Source organism: Streptomyces sp. TRM70350, from assembly GCF_019219825.1.
Taxonomy (GTDB): Bacteria; Actinomycetota; Actinomycetes; order Streptomycetales; family Streptomycetaceae; genus Streptomyces.
In genome coordinates this window covers 630,632-650,563 of record NZ_JAHUXH010000001.1, presented here as the reverse complement: position 1 = coordinate 650,563, position 19,932 = coordinate 630,632, and the positions used below count along the sequence as shown (strand labels likewise).

General features: G+C 72.2%; 21 protein-coding genes, 1 pseudogene and 1 riboswitch. Of the genes and pseudogenes, 12 read left to right on the top strand and 10 right to left on the bottom strand.

The window, feature by feature from the left end; genetic code table 11:
* Positions 1 to 61 precede the first annotated feature (61 nt).
* A complete protein-coding gene (locus KWI83_RS03020) occupies positions 62 to 2,464 on the top strand; it encodes a SpoIIE family protein phosphatase (protein WP_374106267.1) in 2,403 nt (800 codons plus the stop codon).
* Between the two features lie 72 nt (positions 2,465 to 2,536).
* On the opposite strand, the gene KWI83_RS03015 is transcribed toward KWI83_RS03020, so the two are convergent.
* The gene (locus KWI83_RS03015; protein ID WP_218512629.1) at positions 2,537 to 2,887 is read right to left on the bottom strand and encodes a helix-turn-helix domain-containing protein; all 351 of its coding nucleotides are present in this window, start codon (positions 2,885 to 2,887) and stop codon (positions 2,537 to 2,539) included.
* 131 nt (positions 2,888 to 3,018) lie between these two features.
* On the opposite strand from KWI83_RS03015, the gene KWI83_RS03010 reads away from it, so the two are divergent.
* From KWI83_RS03010 to KWI83_RS03000, 3 genes are all read left to right on the top strand, one after another.
* Positions 3,019 to 3,693: an anti-sigma factor antagonist gene (locus tag KWI83_RS03010; protein WP_218512628.1), complete on the top strand. Its 675-nt coding sequence runs from the start codon at positions 3,019 to 3,021 to the stop codon at positions 3,691 to 3,693.
* A 102-nt stretch (positions 3,694 to 3,795) separates the two neighbouring features.
* Complete coding sequence (locus KWI83_RS03005; RefSeq protein ID WP_218512735.1) at positions 3,796 to 4,464, top strand: TetR family transcriptional regulator; 669 nt, start codon at positions 3,796 to 3,798, stop codon at positions 4,462 to 4,464.
* A gap of 152 nt (positions 4,465 to 4,616) precedes the next feature.
* Positions 4,617 to 5,030, top strand: a complete 414-nt coding sequence (locus tag KWI83_RS03000; RefSeq protein ID WP_218512627.1) for a Zn-ribbon domain-containing OB-fold protein — start codon at positions 4,617 to 4,619, stop codon at positions 5,028 to 5,030.
* A gap of 12 nt (positions 5,031 to 5,042) precedes the next feature.
* Here the strand turns inward: KWI83_RS03000 and KWI83_RS02995 are convergent, their stop codons facing one another.
* Positions 5,043 to 5,429: a PPOX class F420-dependent oxidoreductase gene (locus KWI83_RS02995; RefSeq protein ID WP_218512626.1), complete on the bottom strand. Its 387-nt coding sequence runs from the start codon at positions 5,427 to 5,429 to the stop codon at positions 5,043 to 5,045.
* Between the two features lie 25 nt (positions 5,430 to 5,454).
* Entirely contained in the window at positions 5,455 to 6,633 is a 1,179-nt protein-coding gene (locus KWI83_RS02990) for a MalY/PatB family protein (protein WP_218512625.1), read from the bottom strand.
* A 148-nt stretch (positions 6,634 to 6,781) separates the two neighbouring features.
* On the opposite strand from KWI83_RS02990, the gene KWI83_RS02985 reads away from it, so the two are divergent.
* Both KWI83_RS02985 and KWI83_RS02980 read left to right on the top strand, forming a co-directional pair.
* A complete protein-coding gene (locus KWI83_RS02985; RefSeq protein WP_218512624.1) occupies positions 6,782 to 7,612 on the top strand; it encodes an SAM-dependent methyltransferase in 831 nt (276 codons plus the stop codon).
* A 119-nt stretch (positions 7,613 to 7,731) separates the two neighbouring features.
* The gene (locus tag KWI83_RS02980; RefSeq protein WP_218512623.1) at positions 7,732 to 9,051 is read left to right on the top strand and encodes a S1 family peptidase; all 1,320 of its coding nucleotides are present in this window, start codon (positions 7,732 to 7,734) and stop codon (positions 9,049 to 9,051) included.
* A gap of 45 nt (positions 9,052 to 9,096) precedes the next feature.
* Here KWI83_RS02980 and KWI83_RS02975 read toward each other — a convergent pair whose 3' ends face one another.
* Positions 9,097 to 9,282 carry a hypothetical protein gene (locus KWI83_RS02975; protein ID WP_218512622.1) on the bottom strand — a complete coding sequence of 62 codons (186 nt, stop codon included), beginning with the start codon at positions 9,280 to 9,282 and terminating at the stop codon, positions 9,097 to 9,099.
* 131 nt (positions 9,283 to 9,413) lie between these two features.
* Here KWI83_RS02975 and KWI83_RS02970 point away from each other — a divergent pair.
* Positions 9,414 to 9,892, top strand: a pseudogene (locus KWI83_RS02970) (hypothetical protein); the annotation flags it as partial.
* A 24-nt stretch (positions 9,893 to 9,916) separates the two neighbouring features.
* On the opposite strand, the gene KWI83_RS02965 reads toward KWI83_RS02970, so the two are convergent.
* The 5 genes from KWI83_RS02965 to KWI83_RS02945 all read right to left on the bottom strand — a co-directional run bounded on the left by KWI83_RS02965 (position 9,917) and on the right by KWI83_RS02945 (position 13,941).
* The gene (locus KWI83_RS02965) at positions 9,917 to 10,612 is read right to left on the bottom strand and encodes a L,D-transpeptidase (RefSeq protein WP_218512621.1); all 696 of its coding nucleotides are present in this window, start codon (positions 10,610 to 10,612) and stop codon (positions 9,917 to 9,919) included.
* Positions 10,613 to 10,747: 135 nt separating this feature from the next.
* Complete coding sequence (locus KWI83_RS02960) at positions 10,748 to 11,662, bottom strand: SDR family oxidoreductase (RefSeq protein ID WP_218512620.1); 915 nt, start codon at positions 11,660 to 11,662, stop codon at positions 10,748 to 10,750.
* Between the two features lie 142 nt (positions 11,663 to 11,804).
* On the bottom strand, positions 11,805 to 12,179 hold the full coding sequence (locus tag KWI83_RS02955; RefSeq protein ID WP_218512619.1) for a DUF4180 domain-containing protein: 375 nt from the start codon (positions 12,177 to 12,179) through the stop codon (positions 11,805 to 11,807).
* 44 nt (positions 12,180 to 12,223) lie between these two features.
* Positions 12,224 to 12,853: an MBL fold metallo-hydrolase gene (locus KWI83_RS02950; RefSeq protein WP_218512618.1), complete on the bottom strand. Its 630-nt coding sequence runs from the start codon at positions 12,851 to 12,853 to the stop codon at positions 12,224 to 12,226.
* The gene (locus KWI83_RS02945) at positions 12,853 to 13,941 is read right to left on the bottom strand and encodes an S-(hydroxymethyl)mycothiol dehydrogenase (RefSeq protein ID WP_218512617.1); all 1,089 of its coding nucleotides are present in this window, start codon (positions 13,939 to 13,941) and stop codon (positions 12,853 to 12,855) included. The genes KWI83_RS02950 and KWI83_RS02945 overlap by 1 nt, the downstream gene beginning before the upstream one ends.
* 201 nt (positions 13,942 to 14,142) lie before the next feature.
* On the opposite strand from KWI83_RS02945, the gene KWI83_RS02940 reads away from it, so the two are divergent.
* Together KWI83_RS02940 and KWI83_RS02935 are read left to right on the top strand one after the other, a co-directional pair.
* A complete protein-coding gene (locus KWI83_RS02940; RefSeq protein WP_218512616.1) occupies positions 14,143 to 15,507 on the top strand; it encodes a rhodanese-like domain-containing protein in 1,365 nt (454 codons plus the stop codon).
* A complete protein-coding gene (locus KWI83_RS02935; RefSeq protein ID WP_218512615.1) occupies positions 15,504 to 16,250 on the top strand; it encodes a sulfite exporter TauE/SafE family protein in 747 nt (248 codons plus the stop codon). The genes KWI83_RS02940 and KWI83_RS02935 overlap by 4 nt, the downstream gene beginning before the upstream one ends.
* Positions 16,251 to 16,307: 57 nt before the next feature.
* Here the strand turns inward: KWI83_RS02935 and KWI83_RS02930 are convergent, their stop codons facing one another.
* The gene (locus KWI83_RS02930; RefSeq protein ID WP_218512734.1) at positions 16,308 to 16,583 is read right to left on the bottom strand and encodes a metal-sensitive transcriptional regulator; all 276 of its coding nucleotides are present in this window, start codon (positions 16,581 to 16,583) and stop codon (positions 16,308 to 16,310) included.
* A gap of 81 nt (positions 16,584 to 16,664) precedes the next feature.
* On the opposite strand from KWI83_RS02930, the gene KWI83_RS02925 reads away from it, so the two are divergent.
* The 3 genes from KWI83_RS02925 to KWI83_RS02915 all read left to right on the top strand — a co-directional run bounded on the left by KWI83_RS02925 (position 16,665) and on the right by KWI83_RS02915 (position 19,785).
* Positions 16,665 to 17,231, top strand: coding sequence for a rhodanese-like domain-containing protein (locus KWI83_RS02925; protein WP_218512614.1), 567 nt, complete (start codon positions 16,665 to 16,667; stop codon positions 17,229 to 17,231).
* A gap of 83 nt (positions 17,232 to 17,314) precedes the next feature.
* The gene (locus KWI83_RS02920; protein WP_218512613.1) at positions 17,315 to 19,069 is read left to right on the top strand and encodes an ABC transporter ATP-binding protein; all 1,755 of its coding nucleotides are present in this window, start codon (positions 17,315 to 17,317) and stop codon (positions 19,067 to 19,069) included.
* A 350-nt stretch (positions 19,070 to 19,419) separates the two neighbouring features.
* The gene (locus KWI83_RS02915; RefSeq protein WP_218512612.1) at positions 19,420 to 19,785 is read left to right on the top strand and encodes a nuclear transport factor 2 family protein; all 366 of its coding nucleotides are present in this window, start codon (positions 19,420 to 19,422) and stop codon (positions 19,783 to 19,785) included.
* Between the two features lie 44 nt (positions 19,786 to 19,829).
* Positions 19,830 to 19,914: riboswitch (ZMP/ZTP riboswitch) on the top strand.
* The last annotated feature ends 18 nt before the right edge of the window (positions 19,915 to 19,932 follow it).

Here is a 19,932-nt window from a genome sequence, read left to right as displayed (position 1 = left end):
CGAGTGGATCCGTGCCGACGACCTTGCGCTCTGAGGGGGGTCTCTGTGCGATGCTCGACGCGTGACGAGCGACCCCGCGATCCCGGCGGAGAACAGCACCGGGTCCGAGACGGTCACATCGGCCGGAGCCGTGACCGGGCCACGCGCCGAGCCGGACCGGCTGCGGGACCTGGCGACGACCTCGGCTGTTCTGGAGCGGGCCAAGGGCGCGGTCATGGCGCTCACCGGGTGCTCCCCGGACGCGGCGCACAAGGAACTCCTCAGGCGCGCACACGCCGGGAACCGCACGCTGATCGAGGAGTGCTGGATCACGCTCGGCAGCGGCTCCCCCGGCAAGGCCGTCCCGGCCCCCGACCGGGCCACGCAGCCGCCCGACCGTGGCGTCCCGGTCTGCCCTCCCGCCCGCGAGCCGTCCGACGACGGGTCCACCGCCCTGGGGCGGCTGGGCAGAGCGCTCGTCGGCGTCCGCACCCCGCAGGAGCTGGCAGGCTGCCTGCTGGAGCATCTCGCGGAAACCGCCGCCGCCGACGCGGTCATGATCTTCGCCCGGCTCCCCGCCGGCGGCCTGGAACTGGTCGGGCACGCGGGCGTCGACGCCACCCTGGCCGCCCAGTGGCGTCAGGTGCCCCCACTGACCGGCATCGCCGCGCTGGACACGCTGCGCACCCGTCAGGCGCGCTGGCTGGAGGACCTCGAGGAGGACCGGAAGCGGTTCCTGCTCATCGGCGACCCGCCCGAGCGCTGGCGGTCGCGTGCCTGGCTGCCGGTGGTGACCGGAGACACCGCCGACATCTCCATCGGCGTGCTGCGCACCCGCCCCGGCCCGTTCACGCCGCGCACCCGCGAGCATCTGCGGGCGGTCGTCCGGCTGTGCGCGGGCCGGCTGCGGGCCTTCGGCGCCCGGCCGGAACCCGCCGCCAACGGCCCCGCCGACGCCGTACAGGCCGTGTTCGACACCCTGCCCGGCGCGGCGATGCTGCTCACCCCGCTGCGCGCCCCCTCCGGCGACATCGAGGACTACCGCATCGACGCGGCCACCCCGGAGGCGATCGACGTCGTCGGGCGCAGCGGCCGTGAGCTGGTGGGCCTGCGGATCCTGGAGTGCTGGCCGCCGGTCGCGGACGAGTCGCTGTGGCAGCGGTGCCTGGACGTGCTGAGCGCCGGAATGCCGTACGAGGGCGAGCCGTTCGCGCAGCAGGACGTGGTGGCCGGTGTCGCCGAACTGTCCACGTACTCGGTACGGGTGGCGCGGCTGGGCGACGGGCTGGTCATCAGCTGGATCCGGCACGATCCTTCGGACCGGCAGGAGCAGCGGCTGGCGGACGTACAGCGGCTGGGCAACCTCGGCTGGGCCAACTGGAACCTGGCCACCCACGAAGTCACCTGGTCCGCCCAGATCTTCACCGTCCTCGACCGCGACCCCGCGCGCGGGCCGGTGCGGCTCCTCGAACTGCCCGGCCTCGCCGTGCCGGAGGACGTGCCGGCCCTGACCCGCGCCATCGGGGCACTCGTGCACGAAGGGCGTCCGGTCGACGTGCCGTTCCGGATCCGGACGGCGCGTGGGGTACGCCATCTGCGGGTCGTCGCCGAGGCGGTGGCCGACCTGCACGGCACGCCCGTCGAGGTGCACGGCTTCGTCCAGGACCTCACGGCACAGCGCAGCGCCGAACTCGCCCTGGTGGCGAGCGAACGGGCGATCCTCACCCAGCACGGGGTGCTCCAGGCCGAACGCGCGCTGGCCGCCCGGCTCCAGCACGCGCTGCTGCCGCTGCCGGACAAGCCGTTGCGACTGGCCGGGCTGCGGGTGGAGGTGGCGTATCTGCCCGCGCAGTCGGACATCCACGTCGGCGGCGACTGGTACAGCGCCATCGAACTGCCCGACGGCACCGCGCTGTTCGTGGTCGGGGACGTCGCCGGTCACGGCATCGAGGCGGTCGCCACGATGGCCCAACTCCGGTTCACCGCCAAGGGCATGGTCATCACGGGCTCCTCACTCACCGGTGCCCTCAGCCGGCTCAACACGCTGCTGCTGCACTCCCGCGACCCGCACGGCACGGCGACCATGGTGCTGGCCCACTACCTGCCCGGCGAACGACGGCTGGTCTGGGCCCAGGCCGGCCATCCCCCGCCGCTGCTGCTGCGCGCCGGTGAAGTACGGCGGCTCGGGCGACCCGGTGGCATGCTGCTCGGGGCGAGCACCACGCCGGTCTTCGAGGAGGCGGAGTGCCGACTGGAGCCCGGCGACCGGCTGTTGCTGTACACGGACGGTCTGGTGGAGCGCCGTTCGGAGGGCATTGACCGAGGCCTGGAACGGCTCGCGCAGGCCCTCGTCACCCATCACTCCGACGAGCCCGGATCACTCGGCCCGCTGCTGGCGGCCGTGTTGGAGGAAGAACGACGGGACGACGTCTGCGTGGTGGACATCCGCGTGCCAGCCGACCCGACGAACCCCGCGCAGGGGTGACCGCCGCGTGTGATCCCACGCCGGAACGGCCGCTGTGCGCGGTCCCGGGCAAGGAAGCGGGCGTCGCGGGTCTCAGCTCTCGCGGGCCGACGCCCCGCTGTCCGCGGAGTCCCGGTCGCGGTGCGCCTCGTCGCGGGCGAGCAGGGTGAGCAGCGACGCCACGGTCAGCCCCGCCTCGGCCGGGTGCCGCAGCACCTTGGTGGGCTCGATGCGGTACCTGTTGCCCCGCCCCTCACGCCGGTGGGACAGGTAACCGGCCTGCTCCAGATCGACGATGATCTTCTGCACGGCTCGCTCGGTGAGCCGGCAGTGCGCCGCGATGTCGCGTACGCGGACGTTGTGGTCATCGGCGATGGCGGCCAGCACCCGGGCGTGGTTGGTGAGGAAGGTCCATCCGGTATGCGGCTCAGGCACTCCACCCATGGCCCCATCATAGGACCGGCGTTTCCCGCATTCAAAAACGCGAATCATATTTCATGTATCTCTTGACGTATCCCAGCGTGAGGTCGACTCTGATGGAGACGGCAGGCAGTAGTTTCGAAGGAGTGTCGGCCATGCCGGAGCCTGCGCACTCCGCGCAGCCCGCTACCCCCGCGGCCGTGCGGCCGCGGCCGCTGTCGATCGCCACACAGCCCGACGGCGGCCGCTCGGTCGTGACCGTGAGCGGGGAGTTGGACCTGCAGGCGGCCGACGAGCTGCGTGCCACCCTGCACCGGGCGCTGAAGAACGCGACCGACGGCATCGACCTCGACATGCGAGGCGTCACCTTCTGCGACTGCTCGGCCCTGAACGTCCTGCTGGCCTTCCGCGAACAGGCCCTCGTGGAGAGCAGGACGGTGACGATCCAGTCCCCCAGTCCCGTGACCGAACGGCTCCTCAGCCTCACCGGAACCCTGCCGCTGTTCACCGCCGAGCCCGGCGACGGCACCGACCACGAGCTCGGCGTGGAGGTCGTACAACTGCGCCGGGCCATGCAGACCCGGCCGACCATCGATCTGGCCCGCGGGGTCCTGATGGCCACCTTCGGGCTGAGCCCGCAGGACGCGTGGCACGTGCTGGTGATGGTGTCGCAGAACACCAACACCAAGCTCCATCGTCTCGCCCAGGACCTGGTGACCGCCGTACGGGGAGAGCCACTGTCCGACTCCGTACAGCGTCAGGTGGCCGCGGCGGTGGCCCGGCTGTCGGAGCCCGACGGCCGGGGAGCACAGGGCGACGGGGAGACATAGAGCCTTCCACGCGCAGGGCACTCAGTTCCCCGTCTGCGCTGCACTGAGTGCCATCGGGCCTGTTCAGGTGCTACGTTCCGTCCCATGAGCGCGAAACCGCCCATGCGGGAGGCCCTGGTCGCGGCGGCGTTCCAGCTGTTTCTGGAGCGGGGCTACGAACAGACCACCGTCGACGACATCGTGGCCCTCGCGGGAGTCGGGCGGCGGTCCTTCTTCCGCTACTTCCCGTCCAAGGAGGACGTGGTCTTCCCCGACCACGAGCGGTGCCTGGCCGACATGACGGCCTTCCTGTCGACCGGCGGCGAGGAGGACGAGCCGGTCGGGCGGGTCTGCGACGCGGCCCGGCTGGTGCTGCGGATGTACGCCGAGAACCCGGCCTTCTCCGTGCAGCGCTACCGGCTCACCAAGAAAGTCCCGGGACTGCGCGCGTACGAGCTGTCGGTGGTGTGGCGCTACGAGCGCGCCCTCGCCGAGTATCTGCGCGGGCGCTTCGCGGGCCGGCGCGACGGCACCCTGCGGGCGGACGTGATCGCGGCCGCCGTGGTCGCGGCCCACAACAACGCGCTGCGGTCCTGGCTCCGTTCGGACGGCAAGGGCGACGCGACCGCGGCGGTGGACCACGCCCTGGGCCTGGTGCAGGCCACCTTCGGCGGCGGGCCCACTCCCCCGGTGGACGAGCGGCCCGAGGACGTGGTGGTCGTCGTCTCCCGGCGCGGGGCTCCCCTGTGGCGGGTGGTGCAGGAGATCGAGACCACGCTCGGCCGGGACTGATCCCCGGGATTTTCGGGGTACGGAGTGCCTTTACGAGTGGCACTCAGTGCCATACGCTGGGGCCGTGCACGGTGGCACGGTGAGCCGCGCACAGGCGTGCGCGCGGCGACGCGCACGCGGGATTTCCGGCCGAGCGCAGGGAGTTGACCAGCGTGTACCACCACTCAGGAAGCGTCGCTCAGCAGGCATCCGGCTCCGCCGCGGGCGTTCTCGGCCATCGGGCCCCCGACCGGGAGGCCATGCTCTTCCAGCGCTGCACCTGGTGCGGCACCGCCATGTACCACCGGCTGCTGTGCCCGGTCTGCCAGGGCAGCGATCTGCGGACGGAACGCAGCGAGGGCACCGGCACGGTCCGCCACACGACGGTGGTGCACCGCAACACGCCCGTCGCGCGCAATGTGTCCCTGATCGAGATGGCCGAGGGATTCGTGGTGCGGGGCCGGGTGATGGGCCCGCCGGTCGGCATCCACAGCGGTGACCGGGTGCGGCTGTCCACCGCGAAGGACCCGGTCCGGGGCGAGCCGGTGTTCCAGCTGGTCGACGAGCCGTACCGGGCCTGGACCTGACGGGCCGTTCCCTCAGCCCTTCAGCGTCACCCGGATCCCGACCGTGCCGTCCGGGCCGCGCCGCAGCCGGCTGCCGAGCAAGGTGAGGCGGCCGATGATGCCGTACTTGCGGGCGATGAGCTGCCGATAACGGGCCGTGGTCGCCGCGTCGGTGATCTCGGCGGTGGCCGGGACCTGCTCGCCGGTCGGGTTGCCGCGCAGGTCGCAGGGGCCGACGAGGACGTCGGAGCGGCGCCGGATCCGCTTGACCTTCCAGGAGTCGGCGACCGTCCAGATCCCGAGCGCGTCGCCGTCGGCGACCACCCAGACGGGTGTCGGCACCGGGGTGCCGTCCTTGCGGTAGCTGGTGATCAGCAGGTACTTGCCGGCACCGAGCCGGTCCGGCGACGTGGCGTCCATGGCCGGAAGTGTAGGCAGGCCGCCCTCACTCCAGCGCGGCGGCCATGCGCCGTACCGCTTCCGTGACGATCTCCGGCGATGTGGCCAGGTTCAGCCGTACGTGCCCGGCGCCGCCCATGCCGAACGGCAGGCCGGAGTTGAGGGCCACCCTGCCCCGGTGCAGGAAGACGTCGGCCGGGTCGTCGCCCAGGCCGAGCGCCCGGCAGTCGAGCCAGGCGAGGTAGGTGGCGTCCCCGGGACGGTAGGCGATGGCGGGCAGGTGCTCGGCCAGCAGTTCGGCGAGCAGGCGCCGGTTCTCGTCGAGGCCGGCGAGCAGGGCGTCCAGCCAGGCGGTGCCCTCGCGCAGGGCGGCGGTGTGGGCGATGACGCCGAGATGGCTGGGGCCGTGGCTGACCTCCTCGGGCATCAGGGCTAGGTCGGCGGCGGACTCGGGGCCCGCGATGGCGAGGGCCGCCTTGAGCCCGGCGAGGTTGAAGGCCTTGGAGGCCGACATCAGCGACAGGCCCCTCCCGCCGCCCGGCACGCCGAGGTACGGCACGAAGTCCGTGTCGCCGACGACCAGCGGGGCGTGGATCTCGTCGGCGACGACGCGCACGCCGTACTGCTCGGCGAGGTGCGCGACGGCGGACAGTTCCTCGGTGGTGTGCACGGTCCCGGTCGGGTTGTGCGGGCTGCACAGCAGGAACGCCGCCCGGCGCCCGCCCGCCACCGCCTGGCGGAACGACTCCTCCAGGACGCCGAAGTCGATCCGCAGGTCGGCGCCCAGCGGAGCCTGCAGAACGCGCCGGTCCATGTGCGCGACGAACTGGAAGAACGGCGGATAGACGGGCGGGTTGACCACCACCGCGTCCCCCGGACCGGTCACCAGCCTGAGCATCTCGACCACGCCGAGCATCACGTCGGGCACGATCGCGGTGCGCCCCACGTCGAGCCCGGTCCAGCCCCACCGCTTCTCGGCGAACTCGGCGAGCGCCTCGGCGTAGGGGGTCCCCGCCGGATAGCCGGTGTCGCCGAGCGCCAGCGCGTCGGTGAGCGCGCGGACGACGGGTTCGGCGAGCGGCACGTCCATCTCGGCCACCCACAGCGGCAGCACGTCGTCGGGGTAGGTGCGCCACTTCATGCTCGTACGGCGCCGGAGCCGGTCGAGGTCCAGTGCGCGCAGCGGGTTCGGTTCACCGGACGTTCCGTGCGGGATGCTGGTCATGGGCACACGATAGGCGGCACGGCTCGGACCGCCCACCGAAAACGCGGGCAAGGCCCGGCAAAGATCAATTCAGCGGTTTAGATTGCGTGTTGACACCGCACGAGGCGTCTTCACGCCCCGCCACCAGGCACCCCCAGGAGCTGATTCCGTGACCGAGAACCCGCCAGCCGCGGACGGCATGGCCGAGTCGCTGCGCGAGCGCATCAACACGTCCCAGCCGCACACGGCCCGGATCTGGAACTACTGGCTCGGCGGCAAGGACAACTACGAGGTCGACCGGGCGGCCGGCGACCAGATCCGCCAACTGCACCCGGGCATCGGCGAGTACGCCCGCGCGGACCGCCTGTTCCTGGGCCGCGCCGTGCGGCACCTGGTCTCCGACGTCGGCATCCGCCAGTTCCTGGACATCGGCACCGGCCTGCCCACCGCCGACAACACCCACGAGGTCGCCCAGCGGATCGCCCCCGACGCCCGGATCGTCTACGTCGACAACGACCCGCTCGTCCTCGCACACGCCCGCGCACTGCTCACCAGCACGTCCGAGGGCCGCACCGACTATCTCGACGAGGACCTGCGCAATGTCGACGTGATCCTCCAACACGCTGCGAAGACGCTGGACTTCACGCAGCCCGTGGCGCTGATGCTGCTCGGCGTCGTCATCTTCCTCGGCGACGACGAGGACCCGTACGGCGTGGTGCGCCGGCTGATGGACGCGCTGCCGTCCGGCAGCCACCTGGTGCTGTCGCACACCGTCACCTCGCCGTCGATGCCGGACGTGGACGAGGCGGTGAGGTTCTGGAACGAGCACGGCACTCCGAAGCTGACCCAGCGCACCCCCGAGGCCGTGACGCGCTTCTTCGACGGTCTGGATCTGCTGGAGCCGGGTGTCGTGTCGTGCTCGCGCTGGCGGCCGGAGCACACCCATGGCGCCGAGCCGGAGGAGGTCGCCATGTACGGCGGGGTGGCCCGGAAGAACTGAACCGATCGCCCCTCGGGGTGAACGCCGCCGGACCCCGGCACGTATGGAGAGAGGGCGCTCGACGACCCGGGCGCCCCGCGGCGCAGACGCGCCGCGTGTTCGGGGTTCGGGAGCCATGCATGAGGCACGCACGACGACGGATCGTCCGGCGAGTGACACGGCTGGCGTCAGTCGGCGGAATCGTCCTCGGGGCGGCCATGGTCACGCAGGCGGTCGCGAGCGAACCCCCTGTCGCCTCGCCCCGAGTGCTCGCCGAGGACACCGGCGCGGACCTCGTCGAGCGGCTCGGCGCATCCCGTACGGCGGGCAGCTGGATCGACGACAAGGGGCGGCCGGTCGTCGCGGTCACCGACGCCAAGGCGGCCGCCGAGGTCCGCGAGGCGGGCGCGACGCCCAAGCTGGTGCGGCACAGCATGCGCGAGCTGAGGTCGGCCACGGAAACGCTGCGTTCGGCGCCGAGGGTGACGGGCACGGCGTGGGTGGTGGACTACCGGTCGAACGAGGTGGTGGTACGAGGCGACAGCAGCGTCTCCGCCGACGACTGGTCCGAGCTGACCGACCTCGCGGACGGCATCGGCGGCTTCGTCCGCATGGAGCGCACCGAGGGCACCTTCACCACCCGGATCAACGGCGCCCTGCCCATCCTCTCCACGGCCGGGCGCTGCTCGGCCGGTTTCAACGTCACCGACGGGGAGAGCGACTTCATCCTCACCGCCGGGCACTGCGGGCCGAGCGGTTCGGTCTGGTTCGCGGACAACGGGGGCAACCGGCCGGTGGGCCGGACGGTGACCGGCAGCTTCCCGGGCAACGACTACTCCCTCGTGCAGTACACCGGGGGCCGGGCGGGCGACGGGGCGGACGTCGTGGCGATCGGCGACGGGCAAGGGGTGCGGATCACGGGTGTGGGTGAGGCCTCCGTCGGGCAGCGGGTGTTCCGCAGCGGCAGCAGCAGCGGGTTGCGGGACGGCGAGGTGACCGCGCTCAACGCCACGGTGAACTACCCCGAGGGCACGGTCTCCGGTCTCATCGAGACGAACGTGTGCGCCGAACCCGGCGACAGCGGTGGCCCGTTGTTCTCCGAGGGCATCGCGCTGGGTGTGACCTCGGGCGGCAGCGGGGACTGCGAGGCGGGCGGGACGACCTTCTTCCAGCCGGTGCCGCAGGCGCTGTCCGCGCTCGGCGTCCAGCTGATCACGTCGGCCGCTCCGGCGCCGTCCGCGTCCGGCACCCAGAGCGCGGTCGCGCCCCCGCAGGCGGCGGCGCCGATCTCGGGGGAGGCGGGCGGGGAGCTGCTGGCCCGGCTGGCGGACCCGCGCAACGTCGGGCCCGGCCTGCTGGTCATCGGGGGCAGTCTGACCGCGCTGGTGGCCACGCGGTGGATCCGTACGGAACAGGACCGCAAGGCCTACCAGCGGTACTACTCGGCAACGTGGGGCTGACGGAGAGGTCCGGGGGCCGAGGGGGCACCGGGGCCGTCGCGAGGGTCAGGCGGCCCGCGCCGGATGCGGCGTCGCGGCGGCCCACTCCATGACCAGGCGCTGGTACTCCTCGCGCTGCTCGGTGCTCAGTGTCCCGCCCGACCGGCGCCACAGCGCCCGGATCTCCTCGTTGACCTCCGCTGCCGATCGCTCGGTGGCGGCTTCAACACTGGTGGACATGCTGTGAAGCATACGGCGCCCGAGGTGAAGACGTTGTGAGTAATCACTACCTAAACGGACATATCGGGCCGTGTTGCTGATCACGTCCATTTCCCCGAACCGGCCGGGCAGTTCAGGCATCCGCCGCAGGGATCTTCTCCGGTGGCCCGGATCTGGTAGCGGATGCCGGGGACGGTCAGCAGCGAGACGGCGCTGCCGCGGTCGCCGTCGGGGCCTCGGCCGTCGGCGCGGTCAAGGCGACCGGACTGACGTACATGATGGGCGAGACCAGCCGGTACAACCCGGCGACCGTGCACGCCCGCAACCAGATCGCCAAGGGCAGAAGAGGAGAACTGGAAGGCGACCGCGAGCTGTCCGCCGCTGCTGTACCCGACAGAGGCACGCGGTCGGCGCGTCGGTGATCTCCCCGAAGTGCTGGAGCCCACGCCGACGATGTCCCCCGACGACCCGTCGCCGCAGCACATCGCACCGGTTCTGCGGGCGGCCTTCACCTCGGGGCTCGGCGCCGGTGCACTGGGTGGCGGCCCGCTACACCCTGCCGGGCATCATCGCGCACAAGTCCGCGCGGCAGGGTGGCGTACGACGGGAGATCCCGGACTTCGGCGACGCGCCCGAGGCCTGACACCTCCGCGCGGCCCGGGTCCCGTCAGGTGCCCGGCTTGCGCCCGTACACGTAGACGTCGTCGCCGTTCTTCAGCAGCGACCAGTACTTCTTGGCGGCGGTCTTGGTCATGTTGACGCAGCCGTGCGAGCCGGGCGGGTTCCACATGCTGACGCCGACGGAGTGGAAGGCCTGGCCGCCGTCGAAGAACTGGGCGTAGGGCATCGGCACGTCGTAGATGGTCGACACGTGGTCGATGTTGCGCCAGTAGATCTTCTTCAGGCCGGTGCGGGTCTCGTAGCCGTCGCGTCCGGTGCGGACCGGGACGGGACCGTAGACGAGCTTCTTGCCGTCCTGGATCCAGCTCAGCTGGAGCGTGAGGTTCACACAGGCGATGCGGCCCTTGTTGACCGGGCACTTCCCGGCCTTGTTCGGGTTCTTCCCGACGGCCTTCTGCTTGTTCATCAGGTCCATCACGCCCCAGGTGATCGGACCCGCGTAGCCGATGTTCGGCTTGATGCCGTGCTTGGTCTGGAACGCCTGGATCGCCTTGCAGTCGGCGGCGGACTGCCTGCCGTCGACCGGGCGGCCCAGGAACTTCTCCACCTGCTTCTGGTACGGCCCGGTCTGTGTGGTGCAGCTCGCCGCCTGCGCCGGGCCGGAGCCCAGCGCGAGTGTGAGCGGCGCCACGAGTGCGGTGGTCCCCAGAACGACGGTCGCCCGTCTGCGTGTCTCCCCCATGGGTGGCCTTGTCTCTCGCAGGGAATGCGCGTCGAATCGCGCGGTCTCTGCCAGCTAGACCGGTTCCGGGCGGAAGGGGTTGTGGGGGCGGGCCGACCGCGACGAAACGGTGACATTCGGGCCCAGTGGGATCGGTCACCGGTATCCGGTCGTGTCCGCCGGTCTGTCCGCGTCCTGGACCTCGACAAGGTAGCGCCAGGCATCCGGCCGGCTGCCGTCGAGGTCGGTGAAGCCGTACTCCCGGGCGAGGGCGCCGCTGGAGAGGGAGCGGCCGTTGAAGCGGGAGACGTGGGGGTCGGCGGCGAGGGCCACGACGGCGCGGCCGACGTAGCGCGGGGTCTCCGAGATGGCGAAGTGCGGGACCTTGTCGAGGGCGTCCCGCCAGTTGTCCTCGCGGACGCCGAAGTGTTCCAGCATCATCTCCGAGCGCAGCCAGCCCGGTGTGAGCGCCACGGCGGTGGCGCCGCGCGGGCCCAGTTCGTGGCCCAGGGAGAAGGCCATCCGCAGGACCGACGCCTTGGCCAGGTCGTAGAAGAAGTTCACCCGGTAGTTGTCGCGGTTGTAGTCGGCCGTGCCGTCCGTCATCTCCACGACCAGACCGCCGGGGCGGCGGAGCAGCAGAGGCAGGGCGGTGTGGTTGGTGATCGCGTGGGTCTCGACCGCGAGGCGGAGCAGCCGCAGGCCGTTGTCGAGGTTGTGCTCCCAGACGGTGGTGTCCCATGCGAAGAGCTTCTCGCCGCCCCAGATGTCGTTGACCAGGATGTCGAGGCGGCCCTGCTCGTCGTCGACGCGGTCGACGAGGGTGCGGACCTGCGCCGGGTCGAGGTGGTCGGTGGGTACGGCGATGCCCTGGCCGCCCGCCTCGGTGACCAGGTCGGCGGTGTCCTCGATGGTCTCGGGGCGGTCGTACTCGGAGCGGCGGGCGCGGGTGCTGCGGCCGGTGACGTAGACGGTGGCGCCGGCCGCGCCGAGTTCCACGGCGATCCCGCGGCCCGCTCCGCGTGTCGCTCCGGCGACCAGCGCGACCTTGTCCTGCAGCGGCTGTGACATGTCCGACCTCCCGTGTGGCTGTTCCCGGGAACGAGCCTGACGCGAAAGCCGGACATCTTCTGTCGCCTTTTCCGGCCGGTCACTCCACTGTCCCGGCGGGGCACTCCACTGTCCGGGCGTGGCACTCCGCTTTCTTCGCGGGTCACTCCCCCGGGCGCAACTTCGCCGCCAGCTCGTCCTGGCTGGGCACGAACCAGATGTGACCGCCGCGGTTGGTCTCGTGCAGGAAGTCGCGCAGGGCGGTGCTCTCCTCGACATGGCGGGAGACGTCCCCGACGATCGCGAGCCGCAGCCGGTAGTTCACGAACTTCTGCATCACCGCCCCCGCCACGCCCGAGCGCAGCCGGAAGAACTCGTCGGCGACTCGTTCGACGGGCACGGCGACGACCTCGGCCCCCTGCCCGAGCGCGTCGCCGATCAGATCGAGCGCCGCCTGCTCACCGTCGAGCGGCGGACCGTCGGGGGCGCAGCGCAGCACGCGTACGTCGTGCAGGGTCACGAGCGAGTGGGACGTCATGACGCGTGATCGTACGGGCGTTCCCGCCGAGTTTCGCCCGGTTTTCAGTGGCCCCGTGCGATCCACTGCTCCAGGTGCGGTGCCTCGGCCCCGATGGTCGTCGAGTCGCCGTGCCCGGTGAGGACCTTGGTCTCCGGCGGGAGGGTGAGGAGCCGGTCGCGGATCGAGTCGATGATCGTCGGGAAGTGGGAGTACGAGCGGCCGGTCGCGCCGGGGCCGCCCTGGAAGAGGGTGTCGCCGGTGAAGACCACCCCGAGGCCCGCGTCGTAGAGGCAGATCGCGCCCGGGGCGTGGCCCGGCGTGTGCAGGACCTGCAGGTCGGCGCCCGCCGCCTCGATGACCTGGCCGTCGAGCAGCCCGGCGTCCGGGTCGCGGTCGGGGTGGGTCTGCTTCCACAGTTGCAGGTCGTCGTGGTGCAGCCAGATCAGGGCTCCGGTGCGCTCGGCGAGCGCGGGCGCGGCGTTGATGTGGTCGTTGTGGGCGTGGGTGCACACGATGGCCGTCAGACGGCGGCCGCCGACCGCCTTCACGATCGCGTTGACGTCGTGGGCGGCGTCGATGACGACGACCTCGTGGTCGTCGCCGACGAGCCACACGTTGTTCTCGACGTCCCAGGTGCCGCCGTCGAGCGTGAACTGCCCGGCGGTGACGAGGCGTTCGATGCGGGCGGTCATCACAGCACCACCACCGAGCGCAGCACGTCACCGCGATGCATCCGCTCGAACGCCTTCTCCACCTCGTCGAGCTGGATCGTCTCGGTCACGAAGGCCTCCAGGTTCAGCCGCCCCTGCAGATGCAGGTCGATCAGCATGGGGAAGTCGCGGGACGGCAGGCAGTCGCCGTACCAGGAGGATTTCAGCGCGCCGCCCCGGCCGAAGACGTCGAGGAGCGGGAGTTCCAGCTTCATTTCCGGGGTGGGTACGCCGACCAGGACGACCGTGCCGGCCAGGTCCCGGGCGTAGAAGGCCTGCTCGTACGTCTCCGGGCGGCCGACCGCCTCGATGACGACGTCGGCGCCGAAACCGCCGGTGAGTTCGCGGATCGCCTCGACCGGGTCGGCCTTGGTCGAGTTGACGGTGTGGGTGGCGCCCATCGTGCGGGCGGTCTCCAGTTTGCGGTCGTCGATGTCGACCGCGATGATCCGCGCCGCTCCGGCCAGGTGCGACCCGGCGATGGCCGCGTCGCCGACGCCGCCGCAGCCGATGACGGCGACGGTGTCGCCGCGGCCGACCTCGCCCGTGTTGATCGCGGCACCGAGGCCGGCCATCACACCGCAGCCCAGCAGTCCGGCGACCGCCGGGGAGACGGCCGGGTCGACCTTGGTGCACTGACCGGCCGCGACCAGCGTCCTCTCGGCGAACGCGCCGATGCCGAGCGCCGGGGAGAGTTCCTGGCCGGTGGCGGCGAGGGTCATCTTCTGCTCGGCGTTGTGCGTGTCGAAGCAGTACCAGGGCCGACCGCGCAGACAGGCCCGGCACCGGCCGCACACCGCACGCCAGTTGAGGATCACGAAGTCGCCGGGCGCCACGTCGGTGACACCGTCGCCGACCGTCTCGACGACCCCGGCGGCCTCGTGGCCGAGCAGGAAGGGGAACTCGTCGGTGATGCCGCCCTGCTTGTAGTGCAGGTCGGTGTGGCAGACCCCGCAGGCCTGCACCCGCACCACGGCCTCCCCCGGCCCCGGGTCCGGCACGACGATCGTCTCGACCCGCACCGGCTCGCCCTTCCCCGGTGCGATCACGCCGCGTACTTCCTGCGCCATGGTGCCGACCCCTTCCGTGTCCGGGCGTCCGTCCCGCTCCCGACCTTACGTGTGACTGATCGGTAGGGGGGCGGTTCGTGGGGCCGGAGGAGGTGGGGCGGTTGCTTCCGGCCGCCTCCCTCGATACCCCCGGGGGTACTTGTGCTACGGTGCTGAACATACCCCCCGGGGTACCAGTTCCACTAGGAGAGGAGCGCTGCCGTGTACTTCGTCGACACCATCGACGTGCCGGGTCTGGGCAACCGCGGCTATCTGGCGGGTGGTGCGCACCGCGCCGTCGTGGTCGATCCCCCGCGTGACATCGATCGGGTGATCGCGGCCGCCGCCCGACGGGGCGTGCGCATCACGTACGTCGTCGAGACCCACGTCCACAACGACTACGTGACCGGCGGCCTGGAGCTGGCCCGGGTCACCGGCGCCCGCTATCTGGTACCGGCCGGAGCGCGGGTGGCGTACGAGCGGACAGCCGTCGAGGACGGCGACCGCACCCGGATCGAGGACGGCCTGGCGCTGCGCGCGCTGGCCACACCCGGCCACACCCCGCACCACATGTCGTACGCCCTGGAGGACGACGGGCGGGCGGTGGCCGTCTTCACCGGCGGTTCCCTGCTCGTCGGCACCGTGGGGCGGCCGGACCTGGTCGAGCCGCGGCTCACCGAGCGGCTGGCGCGGGCGCAGCACGACTCCGCGCACCGGCTGGCCGCCGCGCTGCCGGACGAGGCGGAGGTGCTGCCGACGCACGGCTTCGGCAGCTTCTGTTCCGCCGCGCAGAACGACGGCCGGACGCACACCACGATCGGCCGGGAGCGCACCGCCAACGAGGCGCTCGTCAAGGACGCCGACACGTTCGTCGCCGATCTGCTGGCCGCGCTGGACGACATACCGGCGTACTACGCCCACATGGGTCCCGCCAACGCCGACGGCCCGGCGCCCGTGGACCTCACGCCGCCGCGCAGGGCCGACGCGGGGGAGATCGCCGCCCGGCTGGCCGCCGGTGAGTGGGTGGTGGACCTGCGCAGCCGGGTCGCGTTCGCCGAAGGGCATGTCGCCGGGGCGCTGAACTTCGAGGCGGAGGGGCAGCTCGCCACCCATCTGGCCTGGCTGTTGCCGTGGGGCAAGCCGGTCACGCTGCTCGCGGAGTCCACCGAGCAGCTGGCCGACGCCCAGCGCGAACTCGTCCGGGTCGGCATCGACCGCCCCGCCGCGGCCGCGACCGGCACCCCCGCCGACTGGCTGCCCGCGGGCGAGCGGCCGCGCTCCTTCCCGCGCGGCACGTTCGCGCAGCTCGCCGCCCGGGAGGACGTCGTGATCCTCGACGTACGGCGCGACTCCGAGCGCGCGGCCGAGCACATCCCGGGATCGCTGCACATCCCGCTGCACCAGCTGCGCGACCGGCTCGCGGAGGTGCCGGACGGCACGGTGTGGGTGCACTGCGCCGGCGGGATGCGGGCGGCCATCGCGGCCTCGCTGCTGGACGCGGCGGGGTGGGACGTGGTGGCCGTCGACGACGGGTTCGACGCGGCGCGGGAGGCGGGCCTGACGCCGCACCGCACGCCCCGCACGTGACCGCCCTGGCGCTCGCCCTGCTCGCCGGTGCCGTCACCGGTCTGGCCCTGGGTGCCCTCGGTGGTGGCGGCAGTGTGCTGGCCGTACCCGCGTTGATCTACCTGCTCGGTTTCACCCCGGCCGCGGCGGCCACCGCAAGCCTGCTGGTCGTCACCGTCAGCTCCGGCATCGCACTGCTCGGGCACGCCCGCGCGGGCACGGTCCGGTGGCGTCACGGCGTGCCGTTCGCACTCGCCGGTCTGGTGCCCGCCGCCATCGGTGGGGCGGTCTCCGTGCGGCTCCCGGCCGGGCTGCTGACCGGCGCCTTCGCCCTCCTCGCGGCCGTCGCCGCGGTGCGGATGCTGCGCCCCTCGACACCGTTGCGCGAGGACGCGCCGGTCCGTCGTCGGCGCGTCGCCACCGCCGGGGCCGGGCTCGGCGCCGTCACCGGGGTGCTGGGCGTGGGCGGCGGCTTCCTCGCCGTACCGGCGCTGGTGAACGTCGTGGGCCTGCGCATGCGAGCGGCCGTCGGCACCTCGCTGCTGGTCATCACCGTCAACTCGCTGGTCGCCCTGGCGGCCCGCGCGGGAGCGGCCGTGGGCGTCGACTGGGCGCGCGTCGCGCCGTTCGCGGCGGCGGCCGTCCTCGCCGCGTGGGACGGCAGGCGGCTGGCGGCCCGGGTCTCCGCGGGTTCGCTGCAGCGGATCTTCGCCTGGGCGCTGCTGGCGGTGGCCGCGTTCATGCTGGCGGACGCCGTCCTGTGAGGAGCCTCGGACGAACGCACCTGTGCGGCGGCTCGGAGCGACGACCTGCGCGGCCGCTCAGGCCAGCGACAGGAAGAGCTTCTCCAGGCGGGCCTTCATCGCGTCCGTGGTCTCCTCGTCCTGCGCGTCGGCCAGACACTGCTGGAGCCCCGTCGCAATGATCGCGAACCCGGCCCGGTCCAGGGCACGGGACGCCGCGGCGAGCTGGGTGACGACGTCCTCGCAGTCGCGTCCCTCCTCGATCATCCTGATCACTCCGGAGATCTGCCCCTGTGCCCGGCGCAGCCGGTTCAGCACCGACTTGAGCTCATCACCCTCGAACCGCAACTCCACAGCCACCCACTCCTCCACCTACCGGCCCATATACCGGTGGGGGTATTTTACCTCCCCGCTCCACGGAAGGATCGCACCATCATGACCGCTCCCGTCGCCCTCAGCCCGGAAGAGGCCCGTACCCGGCTGCCCCACCTCAGCGTCGTCGACGTCCGCACCCCTGCCGAGTACGCCGCCGGCCACCTCCCCGGCGCCCTCAACATCCCCCTGGACCAGCTCCACCGTGCCCTGCCCGCGCTGCGCGAGGCGCGCGGCGACCTGCTCGTCGTCTGTGCCTCCGGCCGCCGTTCGGAGCAGGCCTGCGTGGCCCTCGCCGAGGAGGGCGTACCCGCCATGACACTGGCGGGCGGTACGCAGGAGTGGGCGCGGCGCGGTCACGAACTGGGCCGTCCTCACCAGACCCCGCGCACGACCTGGTCCATGGAGCGCCAGGTCCGGCTCACCGCGGGCGCCCTCGTCCTCACCGGCCTCGCCCTCGGACTGCTGCACCCCGTCTGGCAGTTGCTCGCCGCGGGCATCGCGGGCGGGCTGGTCTTCTCCGCGCTGACCGACACGTGCGGCCTGGCCGCCCTGCTCGGCAGGCTGCCGTACAACCGGCCGCGCCCCGCCGACCTCGCCGCCACCTTGGCGGCGCTCAGGGCGCGGTAGCGGCCGACGGTGAAATCCGGAGGTCGGTTGTCAGTGCTCCCCCGTAGTCTCTGACCATCCCGCCGGACCCGTGAAGGAGCAGCGTGAGCATCGCACAGACGGAGACCGCCCCGCCCCCGTGGCGCATGCTCCTCGGCTATGTAAGACCCCACCGGTGGGCCCTGTTGGTGGGCGCGGTGCTCTCGCTGGTCACCGGGGCCACCGGGCTGCTGTTGCCGCTGGTGGCACGGGAGTTGATCGACGACCTCGCCCACGACCGGGCCATCACCGGCGCGTTGCTCGCCATGTCGGGCCTGGTGGTGGCCAACGCCGCGGTCGGCGCGCTGGGCGCGTACGTGCTGCGGCGCACCGCGGAGTCGGTGGTGCTCGGCGCGCGGCGCACCCTGTCGTCGTATCTGCTCCGGCTGCGCATCTCCGCGGTGGACCGCAGCGAGCCGGGCGATCTGATGGCCCGGATCACCTCGGACACCACCCTGTTGCGCGAGGTCACCACCGACTCCCTGGTCGGCCTCGGCACCGGCGGGCTCACGCTGGTCGCGACCGTGGTGATGATGGGCCTGGTCGACCCGGTGCTGCTCGGCGTCACGCTCGCCGTGGTGCTGGGCGCGGGCACGGTCCTCGGTGTCATCGTGCCGCGCATCAACAAGGCCAGCCGGCGGGCGCAGGACGCGGTCGGTGTGATGGGCGCCTCGCTGGAGCGGGTGCTGGGCGCGCTGCGCACGGTGAAGGCGTCCGGTGCCGAGCACCGCGAGGAGCAGACCCTGCACGCGGCGGCTCAGGAGTCGTGGCGGCAGAGCGTACGCGCCGCCAAGTGGTCGGCGGCCGCGGGCAACACGGCCGGGCTGGCGATGCAGATCGCCTTCATCACGGTGCTCGCGGTCGGCGGCGCGCGGGTCGCGACCGGCGCCGTCGACGTCGGCACGCTGGTCGCCTTCCTGCTGTACGTCTTCTACCTCATGGCGCCGATCCAGCAGGTCGTCGGCGCGATCACCCAGTACCAGACGGGTGCCGCGGCCCTGGCCCGCATCCAGGAGGCGCTGCGGCTGCCCGCCGAACCCCCGGCGTCCGCCGCCCCGTTGCCCACGGCCGGCGCGCGCCCGGCGGCGCTCGCCTTCGAGGACGTTCGCTTCCGCTACGGCGACGACCTGCCGTACGTCCACCACGGCGTGAGCTTCGAGGTGCCGGCGCAGGGCATGACGGCGTTCGTCGGCCCGTCCGGCGCGGGCAAGACGACCGTCTTCTCGCTCATCGAGCGGTTCTACGACCCCGAGTCGGGCGTGATCACGCTGGACGGGCGGGACCTCACGGAGTGGGAGCTGCCGCAGCTGCGCTCGGCGATCGGCTACGTCGAGCAGGACGCGCCGGTGCTGTCGGGATCGCTGCGCGACAATCTGCTGCTGGGCAATCCGGAGGCGGACGACGACGCGCTCACGCGGGTGCTGAAGACGACCCGGCTGGACGGGCTGGTCGGGCGGCTGCCGAACGGGCTCGACACGCTCGTCGGGCATCGCGGCACCAAGCTGTCCGGCGGGGAGCGTCAGCGGGTGGCGATAGCCCGGGCGCTGCTGCGCCGCCCGAGACTGCTGCTCCTGGACGAGGCGACCTCGCAGCTGGACGCGGTCAACGAGGCGGCGCTGCGCGACACCGTCGCCGACGTGGCCCGTACGACCACCGTGCTGGTCGTCGCGCACCGGCTGTCCACGGTGACGATGGCCGACCGGATCGTAGTGATGGACTCGGGAAAGGTCCGTGCGGTGGGCACCCACCGCGAACTCGTGACCGCCGACCCGCTGTACGCGGAGCTGGCGGCCACACAGTTCCTCGCCACCGCGGGCTGACCGGCCACGGCGGGCGGGCTCACCGGACGGCGGGGAGCAGGCCGGTGACCGGGGCGACCAAGTCGGTGACCGGTCCGAGCCGCCCGGGGCCCGGGGCGTCGGCGTCGGCCGCGTTCACCGACCGGGCGGCGAGACCGGTGACACCGGCCGTGAGACCAACGGCGGTGCCGCATCGACGTGTTGAGGTCGCGTTTTCGGCATTTTCCGCCGGACGCGGTCGGCCCAGCCCCCTCATCCGTCAGGCGCAGCCGCCGTTGCGCTTGCCGAGGGCGGCGGGGCGGAGGAATCTCGTAGGAGAGGCCCTCCGCGGCCCGCGTCCCCGTGGGCCGCGGCCCTCGAAGGAGGTCACGATGGGTACTGCGGCAAGTCCAACCTTCGACGCCGAGACATTGCGCCGGGGCATAGAAGGCAATCCGAACACCCTCCTGTCGCTCTACGCCGACGACGCCGAACTGCGCGTCGTGGACCACAACACACAGCCCAGCCACCCACGGGTGCTGCACGGCCGCGACGAGATCAGCACCCTGCTCGACGACGTCTACGGCCGCGACATGACACACAAGCTGGAGGACTGCGTCGTCCAGGGCGACCGCGCGGCCTACAGCGAGTCCTGCGAGTACTCGGACGGGGTCCGGGTCTTCGCCGAGTCGATGATCAGGCTGCGCGACGGCAAGATCACCGAGCAGACCCTGATCCAGGCGTGGGACGAGCAGTAGCGCAAGAGCAGGAGAGCAGGTGCGGCACGGCCTCGGTTACGCTGGTCCGGGGCCGTGACTGGCGCTGAGGTGGGGTACCACCGGGGAGCGGTCCACGCAGAGTCGATGCCGCGCGCCTGGGCGATTCCGTAGATCGACCCAGGAGTG

What these genes read in the sequence shown, in the direction of transcription:
- KWI83_RS03015 (WP_218512629.1), bottom strand. Translation starts at nt 2,887, where the DNA reads ATGGGTGGAGTGCCTGAGCCGCATACCGGATGGACCTTCCTCACCAAC.
- KWI83_RS03010 (WP_218512628.1), top strand. Translation starts at nt 3,019, where the DNA reads ATGCCGGAGCCTGCGCACTCCGCGCAGCCCGCTACCCCCGCGGCCGTG.
- KWI83_RS03005 (WP_218512735.1), top strand. Translation starts at nt 3,796, where the DNA reads ATGCGGGAGGCCCTGGTCGCGGCGGCGTTCCAGCTGTTTCTGGAGCGG.
- KWI83_RS02995 (WP_218512626.1), bottom strand. Translation starts at nt 5,429, where the DNA reads ATGGACGCCACGTCGCCGGACCGGCTCGGTGCCGGCAAGTACCTGCTG.
- KWI83_RS02990 (WP_218512625.1), bottom strand. Translation starts at nt 6,633, where the DNA reads ATGACCAGCATCCCGCACGGAACGTCCGGTGAACCGAACCCGCTGCGC.
- KWI83_RS02980 (WP_218512623.1), top strand. Translation starts at nt 7,732, where the DNA reads ATGAGGCACGCACGACGACGGATCGTCCGGCGAGTGACACGGCTGGCG.
- KWI83_RS02975 (WP_218512622.1), bottom strand. Translation starts at nt 9,282, where the DNA reads ATGCTTCACAGCATGTCCACCAGTGTTGAAGCCGCCACCGAGCGATCG.
- KWI83_RS02965 (WP_218512621.1), bottom strand. Translation starts at nt 10,612, where the DNA reads ATGGGGGAGACACGCAGACGGGCGACCGTCGTTCTGGGGACCACCGCA.
- KWI83_RS02960 (WP_218512620.1), bottom strand. Translation starts at nt 11,662, where the DNA reads ATGTCACAGCCGCTGCAGGACAAGGTCGCGCTGGTCGCCGGAGCGACA.
- KWI83_RS02955 (WP_218512619.1), bottom strand. Translation starts at nt 12,179, where the DNA reads ATGACGTCCCACTCGCTCGTGACCCTGCACGACGTACGCGTGCTGCGC.
- KWI83_RS02950 (WP_218512618.1), bottom strand. Translation starts at nt 12,853, where the DNA reads ATGACCGCCCGCATCGAACGCCTCGTCACCGCCGGGCAGTTCACGCTC.
- KWI83_RS02945 (WP_218512617.1), bottom strand. Translation starts at nt 13,941, where the DNA reads ATGGCGCAGGAAGTACGCGGCGTGATCGCACCGGGGAAGGGCGAGCCG.
- KWI83_RS02925 (WP_218512614.1), top strand. Translation starts at nt 16,665, where the DNA reads ATGACCGCTCCCGTCGCCCTCAGCCCGGAAGAGGCCCGTACCCGGCTG.
- KWI83_RS02915 (WP_218512612.1), top strand. Translation starts at nt 19,420, where the DNA reads ATGGGTACTGCGGCAAGTCCAACCTTCGACGCCGAGACATTGCGCCGG.